Genomic DNA, 19,056 nt, shown 5'->3' on the forward strand with positions numbered 1-19,056 from the left:
GGAGTCTTGCATGAAAAAATCAACGACTGGCTTGCTAATCGGTTCTGCACTGGTAGTAGGTTTATCAGGCTGTGCCAGCTCAGCATCACAATCATCTGGCCAAACCAGCGCAAGTAGCGACCGCGATTGGTATCAACATCCTTTCGTTTGCGGCTTTGCCGGCAGTGTTATCGGCGGCAGTATTGCATACGCTACTAGCGGCAACTCTGACGAAGATGAAAATACCGCTATTGGCGCAACTGCTGGTGCAGCGATTGGCGGCCTGCTATGTGCAGACCGCACGCCTGAGCCAGTAGCACCGCAGTGCCCAAGCTATGGTGAAGTGCCTGCAGGCGTTGCAGTTGATGCCGAAGGCTGCCCGCTGGACTCTGATGGTGACGGTGTGCCAGATTACCGTGACCAGTGCCCGGGAACTCCTGCTGGCGTAGCCGTTAATGCTAATGGCTGGCCGCTGGATTCTGATAACGATGGCGTGCCGGATTATCGTGATCAGTGCCCGAACACCCCTGCAGGTGTTGAAGTTAACTCACTGGGTTGCCCTGAAAGTTTAGTGCTACGTGATGTTAATTTTGAGTTTGATTCTGCACAGCTAACGCCGGGCGCACAAAATGTATTGAATGGTGTGGCTGAGCGTTTGGTTAACAACCCGAACGTGCGTGTAAGCATCGAAGGTCACACTGACTCTCGTGGATCGGATCAGTACAACAAGAACTTGTCTCAGCGCCGTGCAGAGTCTGTTGCTGCTTACCTTGCCCAGCGTGGCGTAGGTGCTAACCGTATGCGTGCCATTGGCTATGGCGAAGAGCGCCCAGTAGCTAGCAACGATACTAATGAAGGTCGCGCACAGAACCGTCGTGTTGAATTGGATGAGTGGAACTAAGCCACACATCAATTTACATTAAGGGGTAGGCCGTAGCGCCGTTGATTAATACCCTTTAGGCACAGAACGGGAGGCTTATGCCTCCCGTTTTATTTTACGGCTTTCTAAATTCTGGTAGGCTGGGCAACCCTCAAAAGCACCTAATACTCTCGACCATTGATAGCGAAATGTGATCCTTGGTATGGATCACCACTGCGTTCAAGGAATACTTAATGCCCATAGTAACATTGCCTGATGGCAGCCAAAGAACGTTCGAAGCACCTCTCTCTATTATGCAGCTCGCAGAATCGATTGGCCCTGGTTTGGCCAAGGCTTGTGTGGCTGGCAAGATTGATGGTGTATTGGTCGATGCTGCTGATTTAATCGAGCAAGATGCTGAAATAGCGATAATTACCGCCCGTGATCCAGAAGGCCTTGAGATTATCCGCCATTCGTGCGCCCACCTGATTGGGCATGCGGTTAAGCAGCTGTATCCTGATGCGAAAATGGCAATTGGGCCGGTGATTGATGATGGCTTTTATTACGACATTGATTTTGGTAAGTCGGTAACGCCTGACGACTTGGAAGCCATCGAAAAGCGCATGCAGTCTCTCATTGAGCGTGATTACGACGTGGTGCGTGAGTACGTTGATCGCGACAAAGCGATGAGTACGTTTGTTGAGCGTGGCGAAACGTTTAAGCAAGAAATCGTCCGCGATATACCTGAAGATGCAACGATACGTTTGTATCATCATGAAGAGTACACGGACATGTGCCGTGGGCCGCACGTGCCGAATACGCGCCATCTGAAAGCTTTCAAGCTGACAAAGCTGGCTGGTGCATATTGGCGTGGGGACGCCTCAAACCCAATGCTGACCCGTATTTACGGTACCGCATGGGGTGACAAGAAGCAGCTCAAGGCATACTTGAAGCGCCTTGAAGAGGCCGAGAAACGAGATCACCGCAAGCTGGCACGCAAAATGGATCTTTTCCATTTACAAGAAGAAGCGCCAGGCATGGTTTTTTGGCACCCCAATGGCTGGACAATGTACCAGGCATTGGAAGATTACATGCGGAAAATTCAGCGAGCGCATGGCTATCAAGAGATTAAAACGCCGCAGGTGGTAGATCTTTCGCTATGGAAGAAGTCGGGCCACTGGGGGCACTATAGTGAACTCATGTTCACCACTGAGTCAGAAAAGCGTGAGTATGCTGTTAAACCCATGAATTGCCCCTGTCATGTTCAGGTGTTTAATCAGGGGTTGAAAAGTTACCGGGATTTACCTTTGCGCCTAGCAGAATTCGGTAGCTGTCACCGAAATGAACCATCAGGTTCTTTGCATGGTCTGATGCGCGTACGTGGTTTTACCCAAGATGATGCGCATATTTTTTGCACCGAAGGCCAGATCCAGGCAGAAGCAGAGGCATTTATTGCGCTTACCCTCCAAGTCTATAAAACGCTTGGTTTTGAGGATGTTGAGCTCAAGCTTTCAACTCGTCCAGAGGACTTCCTTGGCGAAGCAGAAATGTGGGACCGAGCAGAGCATGGGCTTGAAGCGGCGCTCAATGCGACGGGCCTTGATTGGGAGCTTCAGCCGGGAGAAGGTGCTTTTTATGGACCGAAAATTGAATTTGCCCTGCGTGATTGCCTGAATCGTGTGTGGCAATGTGGTACTCTACAGCTAGATTTTAATTTGCCAGGGCGCTTAGGCGCGCAATATGTTGATGAAGACGGGACGCGCAAGACTCCTGTGATGCTTCATCGTGCTATCTTGGGCTCCTTTGAACGGTTCTTGGGAATCCTGATTGAGCACTATGCTGGTGCGATGCCGCTATGGTTGGCGCCTCAGCAAGCCGTTTTGATGACCATTACTGATGCGCAGCGTGATTATGCGCTTGAGTTGGAGCAACGGCTGCAAAAAAATGACTTACGAGTTAAAGCGGACTTGAGGAACGAGAAGATCGGCTTTAAAATCCGTGAGCACACGTTACAGAAAGTTCCCTATCTCCTTGTGGTGGGAGATAAGGAAGTCGAAGCTGACTCAGTGGCCGTGCGAACTCGCAGCGGCGAAAACCTCGGCACGATGACAGTCGATGAATTCATCGAACGTTGCAGTGCAGAGCGAGCAGCCCTGGCGACATCGTCAATTGCCTAAGGAGACGGAGCAATCAAGCGAAGCAATCAGCGCGGGCGTCCACAAGACAAACGCCCACCAATGAACGAGAGAATTACCGAAGAAGAAGTACGCTTAATTGATGCTGAAGGTGAACAGTTGGGTGTTGTGCCCACCACCGAAGCGCTTGAGCGTGCAGAAGCTGCCGGTTTAGATCTCGTGCAAATTTCGAATGCCGATCCAATCGTTTGTAAGATTATGGATTATGGCAAATTTGTTTTTGAGACGAAGAAACAGAAAGCGGCTCAAAAGAAAAAGCAGAAGCAAATCCAGGTTAAGGAAGTTAAATTCCGTCCTGGCACTGACGAAGGCGATTATCAGGTCAAGCTTAAAAACCTGACACGCTTTTTAGAAGGTGGTGATAAGGGCAAAGTCACATTGCGCTTCCGTGGTCGTGAAATGGCGCACCAGGACATTGGCCGCAAGCTAATGGAACGGATCGCGGCAGACCTGGAAGAGATCGGAGCGGTAGAGTCTTTCCCGAAAATGGAAGGCCGCCAGATGATCATGATTATTGCCCCGAAGAAGAAGTGATCCAACGGCGAAGCTAACGGGTCGGCGTGGAAGCGCTGATCGGCCCTGGGTTTTCTAAAAAATATCGAGCGGAGTTTTCTCATGCCGAAAATCAAAAGCAACAGCGGCGCTGCCAAGCGCTTTAAAAAGACCGCTAATGGCTTCAAGCACAAGCAGTCTTTCCGTAGCCACATCTTGACCAAGAAGTCGACTAAGCGTAAGCGTCAGCTACGTGGCATGAAGCAGATCCATGCTTCTGACAAAGCGCTGATCCAGCGCATGCTGCCGAACCTGTAAGGTCGAATTTTCTTATCTGAGTGCATTTAGCCTCAGTCATAAAGTCAGGAGTGTGTTATGACCCGTGTTAAGCGTGGCGTAGTTGCCCGTCGTCGCCATAAAAAAGTATTGAAGCAGGCCAAAGGTTACTACGGTGCCCGTTCGCGTGTTTTCCGCGTAGCTAAGCAGGCTGTTATCAAAGCCGGTCAGTATGCTTACCGTGACCGTCGCAACCGCAAGCGTCAATTCCGCGCTCTGTGGATTCAGCGTATCAACGCTGGTGCGCGCATCAATGGCATGTCTTACAGCCGCTTTGTTGGCGGTCTGAAGAAAGCCGGTATTGAAATTGACCGTAAAGTATTGGCCGACCTGGCGGTACACGAGAAAGCTGCATTTGCTGCTATCGTGGAAAAAGCCAAGGCTGCCCAATAAAGCACATTGCGCTGATGTAAATCAGTGTGACGTGTCTGAGGTCATTTCAGTGTGACCCATGCAGGGGAAGAGCAGCCGCTCTTCCCCTGTTTTTTTGTCACCTTCAACATGCCAGCCATCTTTAGAGATGGAAATCGCTTAATTCGGAGTGAATCGGATGGACCATCTTCCTACTCTGGTGTCAGAGGCTCGCGATGCTATTCATGCGGCGCAAAGTGTCCCTGCCCTAGATGAGTTGCGCGTACGTTACTTGGGTAAAAAAGGCGAAGTGACGGCCTTGTTGAAAGGCTTAGGGAAGCTATCAGCAGAAGAGCGTCCTGCCGCCGGTGAGCAAATTAATCAGGCGAAACAGACCCTGGCAACTGAAATTGATACGAAGCGTCAGCAGCTTGAAAGCGAAGCGCTCAGCGCTCGCTTGGCCGCTGAACGAATTGATGTGACGCTGCCTGGCCGAGGTCAGGAGAGTGGTGGTCTACACCCTGTCACCCGTACGCTTGAGCGTATTGAAGGCTTGTTTACCAGAATTGGCTACGATGTGGCGGTAGGGCCAGAAATTGAAGATGACTATCACAATTTTGAGGCGCTAAATATACCTGCTCATCACCCTGCGCGTGGTATGGCAGACACCTTCTATTTCGATGCTACCCGTTTGTTACGTACCCATACGTCGCCCGTTCAAGTACGTACTATGAAGAGTGGCGAACCGCCGATCCGTATTGTCTGTCCCGGTCGTGTCTACCGTAGTGATTCAGATCTCACTCACACCCCAATGTTCCACCAAGTGGAAGGTCTGTTGGTCGACGAAGGTGTGAGTTTTGCAGATCTTAAGGGCACTATTGAGGATTTTCTCCAGGCGTTTTTTGAACGCGATGATCTCTCAGTACGCTTCCGTCCTTCTTACTTTCCATTCACTGAGCCCTCTGCAGAGGTCGATATTCAGTGCGTGATGTGTAGTGGAAATGGTTGTCGTGTCTGCTCGCATAGCGGCTGGTTGGAGGTTATGGGCTGTGGCATGGTGCATCCCGAGGTGTTCCGGCATTCAGGCATTGATACTGAGCGCTATACAGGGTTTGCGTTTGGTATGGGGGCCGAGCGGCTTGCGATGTTGCGCTACGGTGTTAACGATCTGCGTTTGTTCTTTGAGAACGATCTGCGTTTTCTTCGCCAATTTACCTAAGACCGCTGCCAGCGACGGGAATCAATATGAAATTTTCAGAACAGTGGCTGCGTGACTGGGTGGCTCCGCAGCTTGATACACAGGCAATCGCCGATCAAATCACCATGGCAGGCCTTGAAGTCGATGCCATTGAGGCCGTTGCGTCCTCGTTTAGTGGGGTAGTCATTGCAGAGGTGCTGACTAAAGAGAGGCACCCTGATGCTGACAAGCTCAACGTATGTACTGTCAATGATGGTACCGGTGAGCCTGTGCAGGTTGTTTGCGGCGCTCCCAACGTCGACGTTGGTCAAAAAATTCCGTTTGCTCAGGTAGGTGGGGTTCTGCCTGGCGACTTTAAAATCAAGAAAGCCAAGTTGCGTGGCGTTGAGTCCCGCGGAATGATTTGCTCGGCCTCTGAGTTAGGTCTGGAGGAGGACACGTCACCTGGTATTTTGGTGCTGCCTGCTTCCGCACCGGTAGGCATCAGTTTTCGGGAGTACATGCAGCTTGACGACATGACCATTGAGGTTGATCTCACGCCGAACCGTGGTGATTGTCTCAGCATCAAAGGGCTGGCACGAGAAGTGGGTGTGCTCAATCGCCTTCCGGTGAGTGGGCCCGACATTGCTGCTGTTGATGCCAGCATCGATGATACTTTTTCAGTACGTATTGAGGCGCCGGAGCAATGCCCGCGCTACATGGGTCGTATTATCAAAGGCGTTGATGTTAGCGTCGAAACCCCACTGTGGATGGTAGAGCGCCTCCGGCGCAGCGGTGTTCGCTCTATCGACCCCGTAGTTGATGTCACCAACTATGTGATGTTAGAGCTGGGGCAACCATTGCATGCATTTGACCGTGACAATCTTCACGGCGGTATCACCGTTCGTTTGGCGCGTAATGAAGAGCGTTTGACCTTGTTGGACGGGCAAGAAGTGGCGCTTAGGCCGGAAACGCTGGTTATTGCAGATGATAAGGGCCCTCTTGCAATGGCAGGTGTCATGGGGGGCGAGAATTCAGGGGTGAATGAGAAAACCGATACGATTTTCTTGGAGTCTGCCTATTTCACGCCGCTGGCTATCGCAGGACAGGCCCGTTCTTATGGCCTCCATACAGATGCATCTCATCGTTTTGAGCGTGGCGTTGATCCGGCGCTTGCCAGTGTGGCCGTTGAACGTGCCAGTCAGCTCCTGATGGATATATGTGGTGGCCAGGCAGGGCCTGTTACTGAGTCGTCTAGTGATGAGCACCTGCCAGTGCCACGCAGCATCGTGCTGCGCGAGGCGCGTCTTGAAAGTGCGCTTTCGAAGCGTCTGCCAGTTGAAGACGTAACTGATATTCTTCAGCGTTTAGGGCTTGCGGTTGATAAGCAGGTAGATGGCTGGTCAGTCACAGCGCCCAGCTGGCGTTTTGACGTGGCGATCGAAGAAGACCTCATTGAGGAGATTGCGCGCGTTCATGGCTACAACAACCTGCCTGTCCGACGTCCTGCGGCGCGTTTGGCGTTACGTCCGGCTAACGAGGCGGTGTTAACGCAAGCTCAACTGCGCAACCAAATGGTAGCTCGTGGTTTTCAGGAGGCGATAACTTACAGCTTTGTTTCGCCTGATCTGCAAGCGACGATGTTGCCAGATGCAGTTTCACCAGTGCTGGCGAACCCGATTTCGTCAGATTTGTCGGTGATGCGGGCTAGTCTGTTCCCCGGCTTAGTGCGTGCGCTTGAGCACAACCTCAACCGCCAGCAAACTCGTGTCAGACTGTTTGAAACCGGATTGGTATTTAACGGCCATTTGGACAACCTCTCGCAGATCCCAATGATGGGGGCGCTGGCGTGCGGAGGTCGTGAAGTTGAGGGTTGGAATGGTGTTAAAGCCCAGGTCGATTTCTACGATCTTAAAGGGGATTTAGAAAGCCTGCTAGCGCTTGGTGGCGCGCTTGACGCATGGCGCTTTGAGCCAGGTGAGCATCCTTCATTACATCCTGGGCAAACGGCGAAGCTGTTGCATCATGGTAAGCCTGCTGGTTGGATTGGCACGTTACATCCTCAAGTGCGAGCTAAGCTTGGACTGAAAGTTGATGCTGTTATGTTTGAAGTTCGTTTAGATGCGCTCAGCGAGGGTGTCATTCCAGCTTTTGAACCGCTGTCTCGTTATCCTGAGGTTCGCCGTGACTTGGCCTTTACTGTTAAGGCGGAGACGCCGGTGCAGGCGCTACTTGACTGTGCAAAAGCGCAAGCGGGGGATTACTTAAAAGACATTAAGCTGTTTGATGTCTATGCTGGTAAGGGCGTCGCCGATGGTTACAAGAGTATTGCGTTGGGCTTGACGTGGCAGCATGCATCGCGCACGCTAAATGACGATGAAATCAACCCGTTGGTAGATTCCATCGTATCGCAAGTGCGAGCTGAATTAGACGCTGAGCTACGTGGATAGTATTCGTGGGAAGTATTTGTGAATAGTTACGCGAATAATTAAACAATGCCATGACACGCGCTTATCACGTTCTTGGCAATGCGTTTGCTACATGGAGGGGGCCTTATGGGTGCGTTGACCAAAGCAGAGCTAGCAGAACATTTACACACTGAGCTTGCGCTGTCGAAGCGAGAAGCCAAAGCCATGGTTGAGGCTTTTTTTGAAGAAATTCGTGCCTGCTTGCGCGAAAATGAGCAGGTTAAGCTATCGGGTTTCGGAAATTTCGATTTGCGTGATAAGCGTGAAAGACCGGGGCGTAACCCCAAAACAGGTGAAGAGATTCCCATTTCTGCCCGGCGCGTGGTTACTTTTCGTCCCGGTCAAAAATTAAAGCAGCAGGTAGAGCGCTATACAAGCAGCTAATGTGTAGTGGAAATTTAAACGTACTGTTGCATTGGCTAAGATAGTTGCACATGAAAAGGAGCGCCGTTTGGTGCTCCTTTTTTTATTTTCTGGCTAAAGTCCACGCCCTTCGATGAGCCAAGTGATCACTACCTTGATGATATAACCCAGCATGCCGGCCCCCAAAACGACAAAAAGCATGATCGTGCCAAATTTCCCTGCGTTCGACTTCTTAGCTAAGTCCCAAATAATAAAGCACATAAACACGATTAAACCACCGACCATGATCGGTGTTATCCATGCCTCGAAGAGTTGCTGCATAAGATTTCCTACTGGAAGATTGATAGTCGCCTCATGAGAAGGCGTGTGCCGTTTTTACGAGTCGTGTTAATATTTGACCAAATTCATCGGGTATTTGTCGACTGAACAAAGCACAGTGCGACACTTTTGCAGAGGAGTACGGCCATGCCAACGCTAACGATTCTAGTCGGAACAATGTACGGTGGTGCGCTAGATGTCGCAGAGCAAGTAAAGCCGTTGTTTGAACAGGCTGGCTATAAGGTTAATATTTCTGAGCAGCCGACGATTGAAGATTTAACTAATAACCAAGATCTTACGCTGTTTTGTGTATCGACCACGGGAAGCGGCGACTATCCAGGTAATTTTGTTTCCTTTGTGCGGGGTGTGCAGGAAAAAAACCCTTCGCTTACCTCATTGCGGTATGGGCTAATTGCGTTGGGTGATAGCTCCTACGGTGATACGTTTTGTGGGGCGGGAAGGGCACTCGATGCGCTATTAGAGGACCATGGTGCAACGCGTTTAGGTGATCGGCTGGAAGTAGATGCTATGGAAACCTTTATGGCAGATGACGCCGCTATCCCGTGGGCGGAAGAGTGGATTGAATCTCAGCAGCTAAAGGTTGCCTAACGATGCAGCGAGTCCCTTATTCTCCAGAGCGCATAAGCGTTGCCCTCGGACTTTGCATTGTGATGCTGGCTGCGATACCCCGCTACATGGTAGAAGGGCATGAAACACGCCAAACCTTGTTGCTTATTGCGTTAGCCATCGTAGCGGGCGCTGCCGTTATTCAGTGGAAAATGCTGTCCGCTAGCGCACGAAAAGCCCTGCCAAAATTATGTCAGCGCTTATTAATTATGCTGCTAATGGGTGCCCTGGTAATGGGTTTCTGGCATGGTTTGTTTACTGATTGGATTAGCTGGCAAGTGTTTATTTCCCACGCCGCAACATGTGGGCTGCTATTCCATGCTGTTTCTTTGTGGTGGGCAAAGCGCGATTAAAGGCCATTGTCTTAAGTGTGATAATTAGACCGAAAAGCTACGTTTAACATTTGGAAATGGTTTTGACTGTGCTGCGGTCAGAAAAAACGGCCTAAAACGATCGTTTTGCTAGTGATTACCCTTGTATTTGTGGGTTATGCCCCCATCTTGCGAGCATGGCGCTTGCCACGATGCGCTAGGGTTCTTAAAATTGCCCCCTTGAACTTAATTTACGCAATCAACATAACGCCCAGCCGCTAGAGGACAATTCATGCAAGTTTCCGTCGAGACGACCTCCCAGATCGAACGCCGTATCACAATTCAGGTGCCGGCCGCCGAAATCGACGAGGCCGTCAGCGCTCGCTTGAAAGACACCGCGAAGAACGTTCGCCTGAATGGTTTTCGCCAAGGCCGAGTGCCGATGGCTGTAGTTCGTCAGCGCTACGGCGACAGCGTGCGCAATGAAGTGGTAGGGGAAGTGATGCGTGAGCGCTATGTGCGTGCCATCACCGAAGAAGGCCTAAACCCTGCCGGATTCCCCCAGATTGAGCCAAAAGTAAATCAAGCTGGCAAAGATCTAGAGTTTGTGGCGGTTATGGAAATTTATCCGCAGGTCGAGCTTGCATCTATCGAAGGCACCGAAGTTGAGCGTCCGGTAGTGACGGTTAACGATGCTGATGTCGACGAAATGATCGATACGCTGCGCAAGCAAAACGCTGCGTGGGAAGAAGTAGACGCCGCTGCCGCTGATGGCGATCAAGTTACCATCGATTTCCAGGGCTTCCTGGGCGATGAGCCGTTTGAGGGTGGAAGCGCTGAAGGCCATGCCCTGGTCATTGGTTCCAATAGCTTCATTCCAGGCTTTGAAGAGCAGTTGATCGGCACGAAAGCAGGTGATGAGAAAACCATCACTGTTACGTTCCCTGAAGATTACCAAGCCGAGCATTTGGCTGGTAACGAAGCCACATTCAAAGTCACTGTTCATAGCGTGAGCAGCCAAGCGCTGCCTGAAGTTGACGCTGAGTTCATTGAGCGTTTCGGTGTTGAAGATGGTGATGAAACCAAATTCCGCGCTGAGATCAAAAAGAACATGACCCGTGAAGCGGCCCAGGCGGTTGATAACCGTGTGAAGCAGCAGGTATTAGATGCGCTGAAAAAAGCGAATGATATTCCTGTGCCAAGTGCGCTTGTCCAGCAAGAAACTGACGGTATGAAACGCCAAGCGGCACAGCAATTTGGTCTTGGCGAAGATTTTGACGTTAGTCAGCTGCCGAATGAGCTGTTCGAAGCACAAGCGAAAGGTCGTGTTCAGGTAGGCTTGTTGTTGGCCGAGGTTATCAAAGCGAATGAGCTAGACGCTGACGATGACGCGATTAAAGCCAAGGTTGAAGAACTGGCAGAGCAGTATCAGGATCCTTCCGAAGTAGTTGAATACTACATGGGCAATGAGCAGCTCAAAACTCAGGTGAAGTCTGCCATTCTGGAAGAAAAGGCCGTTGATAAGCTGCTGGAGCAGGCGAACGTTAAAGACGTTGAAATGTCATACCAGCAAGCACTGGCAGCTGCCCAGCAACAAGCCGAGCAAGATGAAGGTGTTGAAGAAAGCGAGCAAGCTAGCGCCTAACTTTATCGCGTGGCGCACCCAAGATGGGTGCGCTTTCCCTTACCGGACGCAAGGAATCACGAATGAGTGAGTTTGATATTCAAAACGCCGGCGGTTTAGTGCCCATGGTGGTTGAGCAGAGCGCCAAAGGGGAAAGAGCCTATGACATCTACTCACGTCTGCTAAAAGAGCGTGTTATTTTCCTGGTGGGACCAGTTGAAGATTACATGGCGAATTTAGTCGTAGCGCAGCTGCTGTTTCTTGAGTCAGAGAATCCTGATAAAGATATTCACCTTTACATTAACTCGCCTGGTGGATCTGTTACGGCAGGTATGTCTATTTATGACACCATGCAGTTTATTAAGCCTGATGTTTCGACCGTATGTATTGGTCAAGCAGCCAGCATGGGTGCACTGTTGCTGACGGCCGGCGCAGCGGGTAAGCGTTATTGTTTGCCTAATTCTCGTGTGATGATTCATCAGCCGTTAGGTGGCTATCAAGGCCAAGCGTCTGATATCGAAATTCACACTCGTGAGATTTTAGGTATTCGTGAGAAGCTGAATCAGATTTTGGCTCACCACACTGGTCAAGATCTTGAGGCTGTTGCTAGGGATACTGACCGTGACAACTTTATGAGCGCCACTACAGCCCAAGAATATGGCTTGATTGACGCAGTGCTGGATAAGCGGCCTACATCCTGATAGCGTGATAGGATTCTGCTTTTCTAACGAGCTTTTCCGGCGGCGTAAGCCGCCGCAGTGATAGAGGTACGCGAATGGCCGACGGCAAAGGCAAGGACGAAGGTGGCAAGCTCTTATACTGCTCGTTTTGTGGTAAAAATCAAAACGAAGTACGTAAGCTAATTGCAGGCCCGTCCGTATATATCTGCGATGAGTGTGTCGACTTATGTAATGACATCATTCGCGAAGAAGTTCTCAAAGCCGATGCCGAGAGCGATGAAGAGCGTTTACCTACGCCTCGCGAAATACGTCATACGTTAGACGACTATGTCATCGGACAAGATCGCGCCAAAATGGTGCTTTCTGTAGCGGTTTATAACCACTACAAGCGTCTTAAGACGGAAGTGCGCGAAGGCGATGTAGAACTAGGTAAATCAAATATTCTGCTTATTGGTCCTACGGGTAGTGGTAAAACACTGCTGGCGGAAACCATGGCGCGGCTATTGAATGTGCCTTTTACCATTGCCGATGCCACCACGCTGACAGAAGCAGGTTATGTGGGTGAGGATGTTGAGAACATCATCCAAAAGCTTTTGCAAAAGTGTGATTACGACGTCGAGAAGGCTGAGCGAGGCATTGTCTATATCGATGAAATCGATAAGATTTCGCGCAAGTCTGACAACCCTTCCATCACGCGTGATGTGTCGGGTGAGGGCGTCCAGCAGGCGCTACTCAAGTTGATTGAAGGCACAACAGCATCCGTGCCACCTCAGGGTGGTCGTAAGCATCCCCAGCAAGAATTTGTTCAGGTTAATACGGCCAACATTCTGTTTATTGTGGGTGGTGCTTTCGCGGGACTTGATAAAGTTATCCGCGACCGTGCTGAGAAAGGCGGCATTGGTTTCAATGCCAGTGTGAAGAGCAAAGAGTCTTCACGTGGTGTCGGTGAATTGTTAGCAGACGTAGAGCCAGACGATTTAGTGAAATTTGGTTTAATTCCTGAGTTTGTTGGACGTCTACCCGTTATTGCGACGCTCACTGAGCTAAATGAAGATGCGCTGGTGCAGATCTTAACCGAGCCTAAGAACTCGCTGGTTAAGCAGTACGCTAAGCTCTTTGAGATGGAAGATGTCACGCTCGAGTTCAGAGATGATGCGCTGCGTGCTGTCGCAACCAAGGCCATGGAGCGTAAGACCGGGGCGCGAGGGTTGCGGTCTATTCTTGAATCTGTGCTGCTAGATACCATGTATGAGATTCCTTCGCTTGAAGGTGTTAGCAAGGTGGTAATTGATAGTTCAGTGATTGCTGGCGAAAGCGAGCCACTGCTGATCTATTCGCAGCAGGAAGACACTCGTGTTGATGGCACCGATGGCTAGTATCTAAGTGCACGACACGGCCTAGCTTTTACCGCTTGCGCCAAACCAAGGGGTCGCCTAGGCGACCCCTTGTTATTCATAAGTTACTCATGAAATGTTTGCCTAGCCGCTCAGCGCCTAGCGCCATGCTTTTCATACTGTGAGGTACTTGGCTAAGTACCCTTTCAAGTACTCATCCGATTTTGAGGAACGTCTGCGATGCAGCAGAACGCCGATCAGACACAATGTCTACCCCTGTTGCCTTTGCGGGATGTGGTTGTGTACCCGCAAATGGTTATTCCACTTTTTGTTGGTCGTGAGAAGTCCATCCAAGCGTTGGAAGCGGCGATGGAGGCCGACAAACGTGTGCTGCTGGTGGCTCAGCGCGAGGCCTCCCAGGATGAGCCCGATAACGCTGATCTTTATGCCATGGGCACCGTGGCCGATATCATGCAACTGCTAAAATTGCCCGATGGCACTGTGAAAGTGTTGATTGAGGGTAATTTTCGCGCTGACGTTATTGATATTGAAGAGCACGAGGCGGGCTACACCCAAGCTTACTTGGTCCCTCGCGAGAGTGAGCCGCTAACCAGTCGAGAGCAAGAAGCGCTGGTGCGTGTGCTGCTCAACCAATTTGAGCAATACGTTAAGTTGTCTAAAAAAGTGCCTAATGAGGTACTCAATTCGCTTTCTGGAATTGAAGACCCAAGCCGGCTGGTCGATACCATCTGCGCGCACCTGTCATTAAAGATAGGCGATAAGCAAGAGTTGCTCGAAATGGATCGCGTACGCGATCGTATAGAGCACTTAATGGCGCTTATCGAGTCAGAAATTGATCTGTTGCAGGTTGAAAAACGCATCCGCTCGCGTGTGAAAGAGCAGATGGAAAAGACCCAGCGCGAGTATTACCTCAATGAGCAGATGAAGGCCATCCAGAAAGAGATGGGTGAGCTGGATAATGTGCCGAATGAGGCTGAAAAATACGAGCAAGCCATCGCCTCATCTGGCATGCCTAAAGAAGCCGCTGAAAAAGCTACGCAAGAGCTTAATAAGCTAAAGATGATGGCTGCTAACTCAGCCGAGGCTACCGTGGTTCGCTCCTATCTAGACTGGCTAATTGCCGTCCCATGGAAGAAGCGTACCCGCGTCAAGCACGACCTAGTGAAAGCTCAGGAAGTGCTGGATCAAGACCATTACGGCTTAGAAGAAGTAAAAGCGCGTATTCTTGAGTATCTTGCGGTACAAAAGCGTGTGCGCAAGATGAAAGGGCCCGTATTATGCTTGGTGGGCCCGCCAGGGGTGGGCAAAACCTCGCTTGGTCAATCCATCGCGCGGGCCACGAATCGTAAGTATGTCCGCTTGGCGTTAGGTGGCGTGCGCGATGAGTCTGAAATTCGTGGTCATCGCCGCACCTATATCGGCTCCTTGCCGGGTAAGTTAATGCAGCGGATGAGTCGTGCTGGCGTTAAAAACCCGCTGTTTTTATTGGATGAAGTCGATAAGCTCGGTATGGATCATCGCGGAGACCCGGCGTCAGCGCTGCTAGAGGTGCTTGATCCTGAGCAAAACAACAGCTTTAGTGATCATTACCTTGAGTTGGACTACGATCTTTCTGAAACGCTATTTATCTGCACTGCTAACTCGATGAATATTCCTGGTCCGCTGTTGGACCGTATGGAAATAATTCGTCTGCCGGGTTACACCGAAGATGAAAAGCTAGCGATCGCGAGACGCTATTTGTTGCCTAAGCAGCAGGAGGCGAATGGCCTCAAAACAGAAGAGCTGGCCCTCAACGATGATGCGCTGCTAGAACTGGTGCGTTATTACACGCGTGAAGCCGGGGTGCGAGAGCTAGAGCGTCAGATAGCTAAAGTGTGCCGTAAGGTGCTGCGTGAGCGCTTAGAAGCCGAGCAGACAACTAGTGGCAAGCAGGGAAGTAAGCTGCAGGCTCAACAGGTGCTGGCAGCTGAAGATATTGAAGCCTATGCCGGTGTTCGCCGTTATAGCTACGGGTTGGCTGAGCAAGAAGATCAAGTCGGCCGCGTGACGGGGCTGGCGTGGACATCGGTTGGCGGCGAATTATTGAATATCGAATCTGTTGTTACGCCCGGCAAGGGGCGTATTAACAAAACCGGCTCACTGGGCGATGTTATGAAAGAGTCAGTGAGTGCGGCGCAAACGGTCGTTAAGGCGCGTGCGAAAGAGTATGGTATTGATCCGCAGCGGTTTGAAAACGAAGACTTGCATATCCATGTTCCAGAGGGCGCTACGCCCAAAGATGGCCCCAGTGCAGGCATTGCCATGGTAACCGCCATTGTCTCTGCTTATACTCAACGCCCTGTGCGTTGTGATGTGGCCATGACGGGCGAAGTGAACCTACGTGGCGAAGTGATGCCTATTGGGGGGCTAAAGGAGAAATTGCTGGCAGCCCGCCGCGGTGGTATAAAGACGGTCTTAATTCCTGAGGAAAATCGTCGGGACCTCAAGGAAGTGCCAGAAAATATTAAAGGGGCTCTTGATATCCGCCCCGTACAGTGGATAGATGAAGTTCTGGCCGTAGCGCTACATAGCGACCCAATTGACGAGAGTGTATCGTTAAAAGGTTCCGATCCGGCTTTTAGTTCAACCGCCGTAACGAGTACCCATTAAGCGTTAATGCTCTACTGAGTTTTAACATTACTTAATAATTTTGCCCAAGGCCTTGAGTTACGGGCATTTCTCGGCACTGTCGCTTGACAGGAGTTTCAAGGCATTGCTATAAAACACAGCTACGCTTTGAAGTTGTATCTAACGGTGGCAGTGCCGTTCAGAGCCATTTTTTTGAAACAGTTAAGGGGTGAAGTGTGAATAAGTCCGAGCTGATTGAAGCTATTGCCGCATCTGCTGATATTCCGAAAGCAGCGGCAACCCGCGCATTGGATGCCATGGTGGAGTCTGTCACCGATAGCCTCAAAAAAGGCGAAAGTGTTTCCCTGGTAGGTTTTGGTACTTTCGCAATTAAAGAGCGTGCCGCACGTACTGGCCGTAACCCGCAGACGGGTCAGCCGATTGAAATTAGCGCTGCAAAAGTTCCCAGCTTCAAAGCCGGTAAAGCGCTGAAAGACGCCGTCAACTAATTGGCTCGCGTTTGCTGTAAGCTAATGGGCGCATCGCATCCGCGATGCGCCCATGTTTTTTTCTGGCCCGCTAGGTTGGGGCGATAGATAGCTGTGATGATCTGAGGCTAGCATGCTGCAAAGTATTCGAGATGGCTCCAGAAGCTGGGGTGCCAAAATAATTATCGGTGTTATGGTTGCTGCCATGGCGCTTTTTGGCGTGGAGTCGCTGTTTAGTGTTTTCGGCGATGACCCGAATGAAGTGGCGAGCGTTAATGGCGAGCCAATTATGCGACAGCAGGTTGAGCTTGAGGTGCAACGTGCACTTCGCTCTGGGCAAGTGCCACCAGAGCAAGAGCGGGCGCTTCGCAATGACGTGCTTGATCAGCTGATAACTCAGCAGCTGCTAACGCAGTATGCTGAAGATGGCGGTGTGTTCGTCTCCGATGCCCAGCTAGATCAAATGATTGTTGGTTTACCAGAATTTCATGATCAAGATGGTCGGTTTTCAGCTGAGATATTCCGGAATCGTCTCGCTGGTGCGGGATATACCCCAGTGGCGTTTCGGGAAGAGCTACGGGCTGATATCAAGCGTCAGCATTTGCAGCAAGGCCTTGCTTTTAGCGACTTCAGTTTGGAAAGCGAGCAGGAGCGTTTAGCTGAGCTACAGCGTCAGCAGCGCAGTTTTCGCTATGTTTTATTAGATGCTAACGATGTAAGCGTTGATGTGGATGTTACTGAAACGCATATGCAGGATTACTTCGACGCAAATCAAGAACGTTTCGAGCGCCCTGAGCAGGTGCGTGTTGAATATGTGCTAGTTGACCGTCAAACCATGGCGGAAAACGTTGAGGTTGACGAACAGCAGTTGCGCGATGCGTGGCGCGAACAGAATCGCAATGCTGATCGACGTGTTTCTCATATCATGGTGACGTTTGGCGACGAGCGCAGCCGCGAAGAAGCGCAAGCACACGCTAACGAGGCCCTAGAAGCCTTGAACAGTGGTGAGTCGTTTGCCGATACAGCACTGCGTTACTCAGATGACACGGCAAGTGCTGAAGAAGGCGGTGACTTAGGAGTTATCAGTCGTGGTTTCTTCGGTGAAGCCTTTGATGAAGCAGCTTTTGCTCTTAATGAGGGTGAGACATCACAACTGGTGGAAATGGATGGTGCATTTCATATCCTTCAGGTAACTGAGCTTGCAGCACCCGCCTTTGAGGAGCAGCGCGAGGCACTTCAGCAAGATGTTGCTCTGCGTGACGTCAGTGATGAGTTCAATCAGCAAGTGCAGCGCTTAATTGATGAGAGTTTTGCTGCCGATGATCTACAAAGCGTAGCGGATGACCTCGGTCTAACGCTTAACCAGACTGACTGGTTAGCACGTGGTGAAGGCGAGGGCGTACTTTCAGAGCCAGGTGTGCTTGATGAGGCCTTTAGTGCTGACGTATTACAGGAAGGCTATAACAGCGAAGTGATCGAGCTTGATGATGATCGGCGTCTCGTGCTGCGTGTTGCGGAGCATCGCGAAGCGACTCAGCTGGCATTAGACGATGTGCGTGATGAGGTCGCGAGTGCGGTTGTTGTTCAACAACGCCAGGAGGCGATTAAGCAAGAGGCATCTCGTATAATAGCGTCTTTGGAAGCTGGTGAGGCCAACGACATTGATTGGCTTGAAGCTAGCAATATCTCACGCCAGTCTGAAAGTGTGCTTCCCCAAACGGTTGTACAGGAGGTGTTTCGTATGCCGCGTCCGCAGGAGGGCGCTAGCATTTATCGCTCTGTGTCACTGCCGGAAAGCGTTGCTATCATAGCGCTTGATAGCGTGTCAGTAGGCGAAGTTGACGAACAGCTTACCTCTTTTGTAGCACAAATGGCTGAGCAACTCCGCGCGCAGTCTGTCATTCAGGGCTTGGTAGACGACCTGCGTAGTGATGCGGAAATTGAACGTTAATTAACGCGTCATCATCACTCCAAGAAAAAGCCGGCCAAGTTAATTTGGTCGGCTTTTTTGATGGCTTTTTCGTGATGTCGCAGCGTTAGGTATTAGGGTGGGTTAGCTAAGGTAAATTGGCGCAGAATAGGCATGGTGTTATGTTCTGTCGTGCGCTCAACCACAATGTCCCAGCCATGTTTGTCATCCCAATCACCAAGAACAAATCGTTTTGCGGGCACATCCTCGACCGTCAAATCATGTACCTTAGGCCGGTGGGTGTGACCATGAATCATGGTAGTGACACCGGAGCGCGCCATCAGCGTTACTACTTCTTCAGGTGTCACGTCCATGATTGCTTCCGCTTTATTCGCGTTAGCATCGCCTGACTGCATGCGCAGGCTCTTGGCAAGTTCCAGCCGCTGATCAAGGGGTAAAGATAAGATCTGCGTTTGCCACTGAGGATCTCTCGACTGTTGGCGGAACGCCATATATGCATCATCTCTGGTGCAAAGGCTGTCGCCGTGCAGAATAACGGCTGGCACGCCCTGGAGTTCCACTGTTTGGCTTTCGGGTAGCAAAGAGGCTTGGCACTCATGGATGAAGCGCTCGCCAATCAGAAAGTCGCGATTGCCGTGCAGGAAGTAAATGGAGGTTCCGTTGCTGCTTAATTTACGCAACCGTTTGATCACTTCCCAGGCAATGCCGCTAAGAGGATGTGGTGTATCAAGGAGGTCATCCCCAATCCAGGCGTCAAATAAGTCGCCTAGAAGATACAGGGCATCAGCCCCTGCAGCGGTGCGCTCTAAGTAACGATAAAACCCCTGATTAATCTCAGGGGTATCACTGCTTAGATGCGTATCAGCTATCAGCAGAGTGCGCATAGAACTCCCAAA

Annotated in this window: 18 protein-coding genes; 16 read left to right on the plus strand and 2 right to left on the minus strand. The window is 50.8% G+C overall.

Annotation, left to right across the window (positions count from 1 at the left end; all coding sequences use genetic code 11):
* Window positions 1–10: 10 nt before the first annotated feature.
* The 8 genes from REH51_RS17735 to REH51_RS17770 all read left to right on the plus strand — a co-directional run bounded on the left by REH51_RS17735 (window position 11) and on the right by REH51_RS17770 (window position 8,241).
* Window positions 11–880, plus strand: a complete 870-nt coding sequence (locus REH51_RS17735; protein WP_498936478.1) for an OmpA family protein — start codon at window positions 11–13, stop codon at window positions 878–880.
* 212 nt (window positions 881–1,092) lie between these two features.
* Complete coding sequence (gene thrS / locus REH51_RS17740; protein WP_009724289.1) at window positions 1,093–3,015, plus strand: threonine--tRNA ligase; 1,923 nt, start codon at window positions 1,093–1,095, stop codon at window positions 3,013–3,015.
* 12 nt (window positions 3,016–3,027) lie between these two features.
* Window positions 3,028–3,567: a translation initiation factor IF-3 gene (gene infC / locus REH51_RS17745; protein ID WP_083003855.1), complete on the plus strand. Its 540-nt coding sequence runs from the start codon at window positions 3,028–3,030 to the stop codon at window positions 3,565–3,567.
* 81 nt (window positions 3,568–3,648) lie between these two features.
* On the plus strand, window positions 3,649–3,843 hold the full coding sequence (gene rpmI / locus REH51_RS17750; protein WP_009724291.1) for a 50S ribosomal protein L35: 195 nt from the start codon (window positions 3,649–3,651) through the stop codon (window positions 3,841–3,843).
* A gap of 57 nt (window positions 3,844–3,900) precedes the next feature.
* Complete coding sequence (gene rplT, locus REH51_RS17755) at window positions 3,901–4,254, plus strand: 50S ribosomal protein L20 (protein WP_009097607.1); 354 nt, start codon at window positions 3,901–3,903, stop codon at window positions 4,252–4,254.
* Window positions 4,255–4,411: 157 nt separating this feature from the next.
* Complete coding sequence (gene pheS, locus REH51_RS17760) at window positions 4,412–5,431, plus strand: phenylalanine--tRNA ligase subunit alpha (RefSeq protein ID WP_009724292.1); 1,020 nt, start codon at window positions 4,412–4,414, stop codon at window positions 5,429–5,431.
* A gap of 26 nt (window positions 5,432–5,457) precedes the next feature.
* On the plus strand, window positions 5,458–7,839 hold the full coding sequence (gene pheT, locus REH51_RS17765) for a phenylalanine--tRNA ligase subunit beta (RefSeq protein ID WP_009724293.1): 2,382 nt from the start codon (window positions 5,458–5,460) through the stop codon (window positions 7,837–7,839).
* Window positions 7,840–7,944: 105 nt separating this feature from the next.
* On the plus strand, window positions 7,945–8,241 hold the full coding sequence (locus REH51_RS17770; protein ID WP_009724294.1) for an integration host factor subunit alpha: 297 nt from the start codon (window positions 7,945–7,947) through the stop codon (window positions 8,239–8,241).
* A gap of 93 nt (window positions 8,242–8,334) precedes the next feature.
* On the opposite strand, the gene REH51_RS17775 is transcribed toward REH51_RS17770, so the two are convergent.
* Window positions 8,335–8,541, minus strand: coding sequence for a DUF2788 domain-containing protein (locus REH51_RS17775; protein WP_009724295.1), 207 nt, complete (start codon window positions 8,539–8,541; stop codon window positions 8,335–8,337).
* 144 nt (window positions 8,542–8,685) lie between these two features.
* Here REH51_RS17775 and REH51_RS17780 point away from each other — a divergent pair, with 144 nt between their 5' ends.
* The 8 genes from REH51_RS17780 to REH51_RS17815 all read left to right on the plus strand — a co-directional run bounded on the left by REH51_RS17780 (window position 8,686) and on the right by REH51_RS17815 (window position 18,181).
* Window positions 8,686–9,147 (plus strand): flavodoxin domain-containing protein, encoded by a 462-nt coding sequence (locus REH51_RS17780; RefSeq protein ID WP_009724296.1) that lies wholly within the window; start codon window positions 8,686–8,688, stop codon window positions 9,145–9,147.
* 2 nt (window positions 9,148–9,149) lie between these two features.
* The gene (locus tag REH51_RS17785) at window positions 9,150–9,518 is read left to right on the plus strand and encodes a hypothetical protein (protein ID WP_009724297.1); all 369 of its coding nucleotides are present in this window, start codon (window positions 9,150–9,152) and stop codon (window positions 9,516–9,518) included.
* A 250-nt stretch (window positions 9,519–9,768) separates the two neighbouring features.
* On the plus strand, window positions 9,769–11,121 hold the full coding sequence (gene tig / locus REH51_RS17790; protein ID WP_009724298.1) for a trigger factor: 1,353 nt from the start codon (window positions 9,769–9,771) through the stop codon (window positions 11,119–11,121).
* 62 nt (window positions 11,122–11,183) lie between these two features.
* Entirely contained in the window at window positions 11,184–11,801 is a 618-nt protein-coding gene (gene clpP / locus REH51_RS17795) for an ATP-dependent Clp endopeptidase proteolytic subunit ClpP (protein WP_009724299.1), read from the plus strand.
* A 74-nt stretch (window positions 11,802–11,875) separates the two neighbouring features.
* Complete coding sequence (clpX, locus tag REH51_RS17800) at window positions 11,876–13,156, plus strand: ATP-dependent Clp protease ATP-binding subunit ClpX (protein WP_498936480.1); 1,281 nt, start codon at window positions 11,876–11,878, stop codon at window positions 13,154–13,156.
* Between the two features lie 198 nt (window positions 13,157–13,354).
* On the plus strand, window positions 13,355–15,784 hold the full coding sequence (gene lon, locus REH51_RS17805) for an endopeptidase La (RefSeq protein WP_009724301.1): 2,430 nt from the start codon (window positions 13,355–13,357) through the stop codon (window positions 15,782–15,784).
* A gap of 194 nt (window positions 15,785–15,978) precedes the next feature.
* Window positions 15,979–16,251: a non-specific DNA-binding protein Hbs gene (locus tag REH51_RS17810; RefSeq protein ID WP_009724302.1), complete on the plus strand. Its 273-nt coding sequence runs from the start codon at window positions 15,979–15,981 to the stop codon at window positions 16,249–16,251.
* Between the two features lie 112 nt (window positions 16,252–16,363).
* Entirely contained in the window at window positions 16,364–18,181 is a 1,818-nt protein-coding gene (locus tag REH51_RS17815) for a SurA N-terminal domain-containing protein (protein WP_009724303.1), read from the plus strand.
* A 92-nt stretch (window positions 18,182–18,273) separates the two neighbouring features.
* Here REH51_RS17815 and REH51_RS17820 read toward each other — a convergent pair whose 3' ends face one another.
* Window positions 18,274–19,044 (minus strand): UDP-2,3-diacylglucosamine diphosphatase, encoded by a 771-nt coding sequence (locus REH51_RS17820; RefSeq protein WP_009724304.1) that lies wholly within the window; start codon window positions 19,042–19,044, stop codon window positions 18,274–18,276.
* Window positions 19,045–19,056 lie beyond the last annotated feature (12 nt).

The organism is Halomonas bluephagenesis (assembly GCF_054790765.1).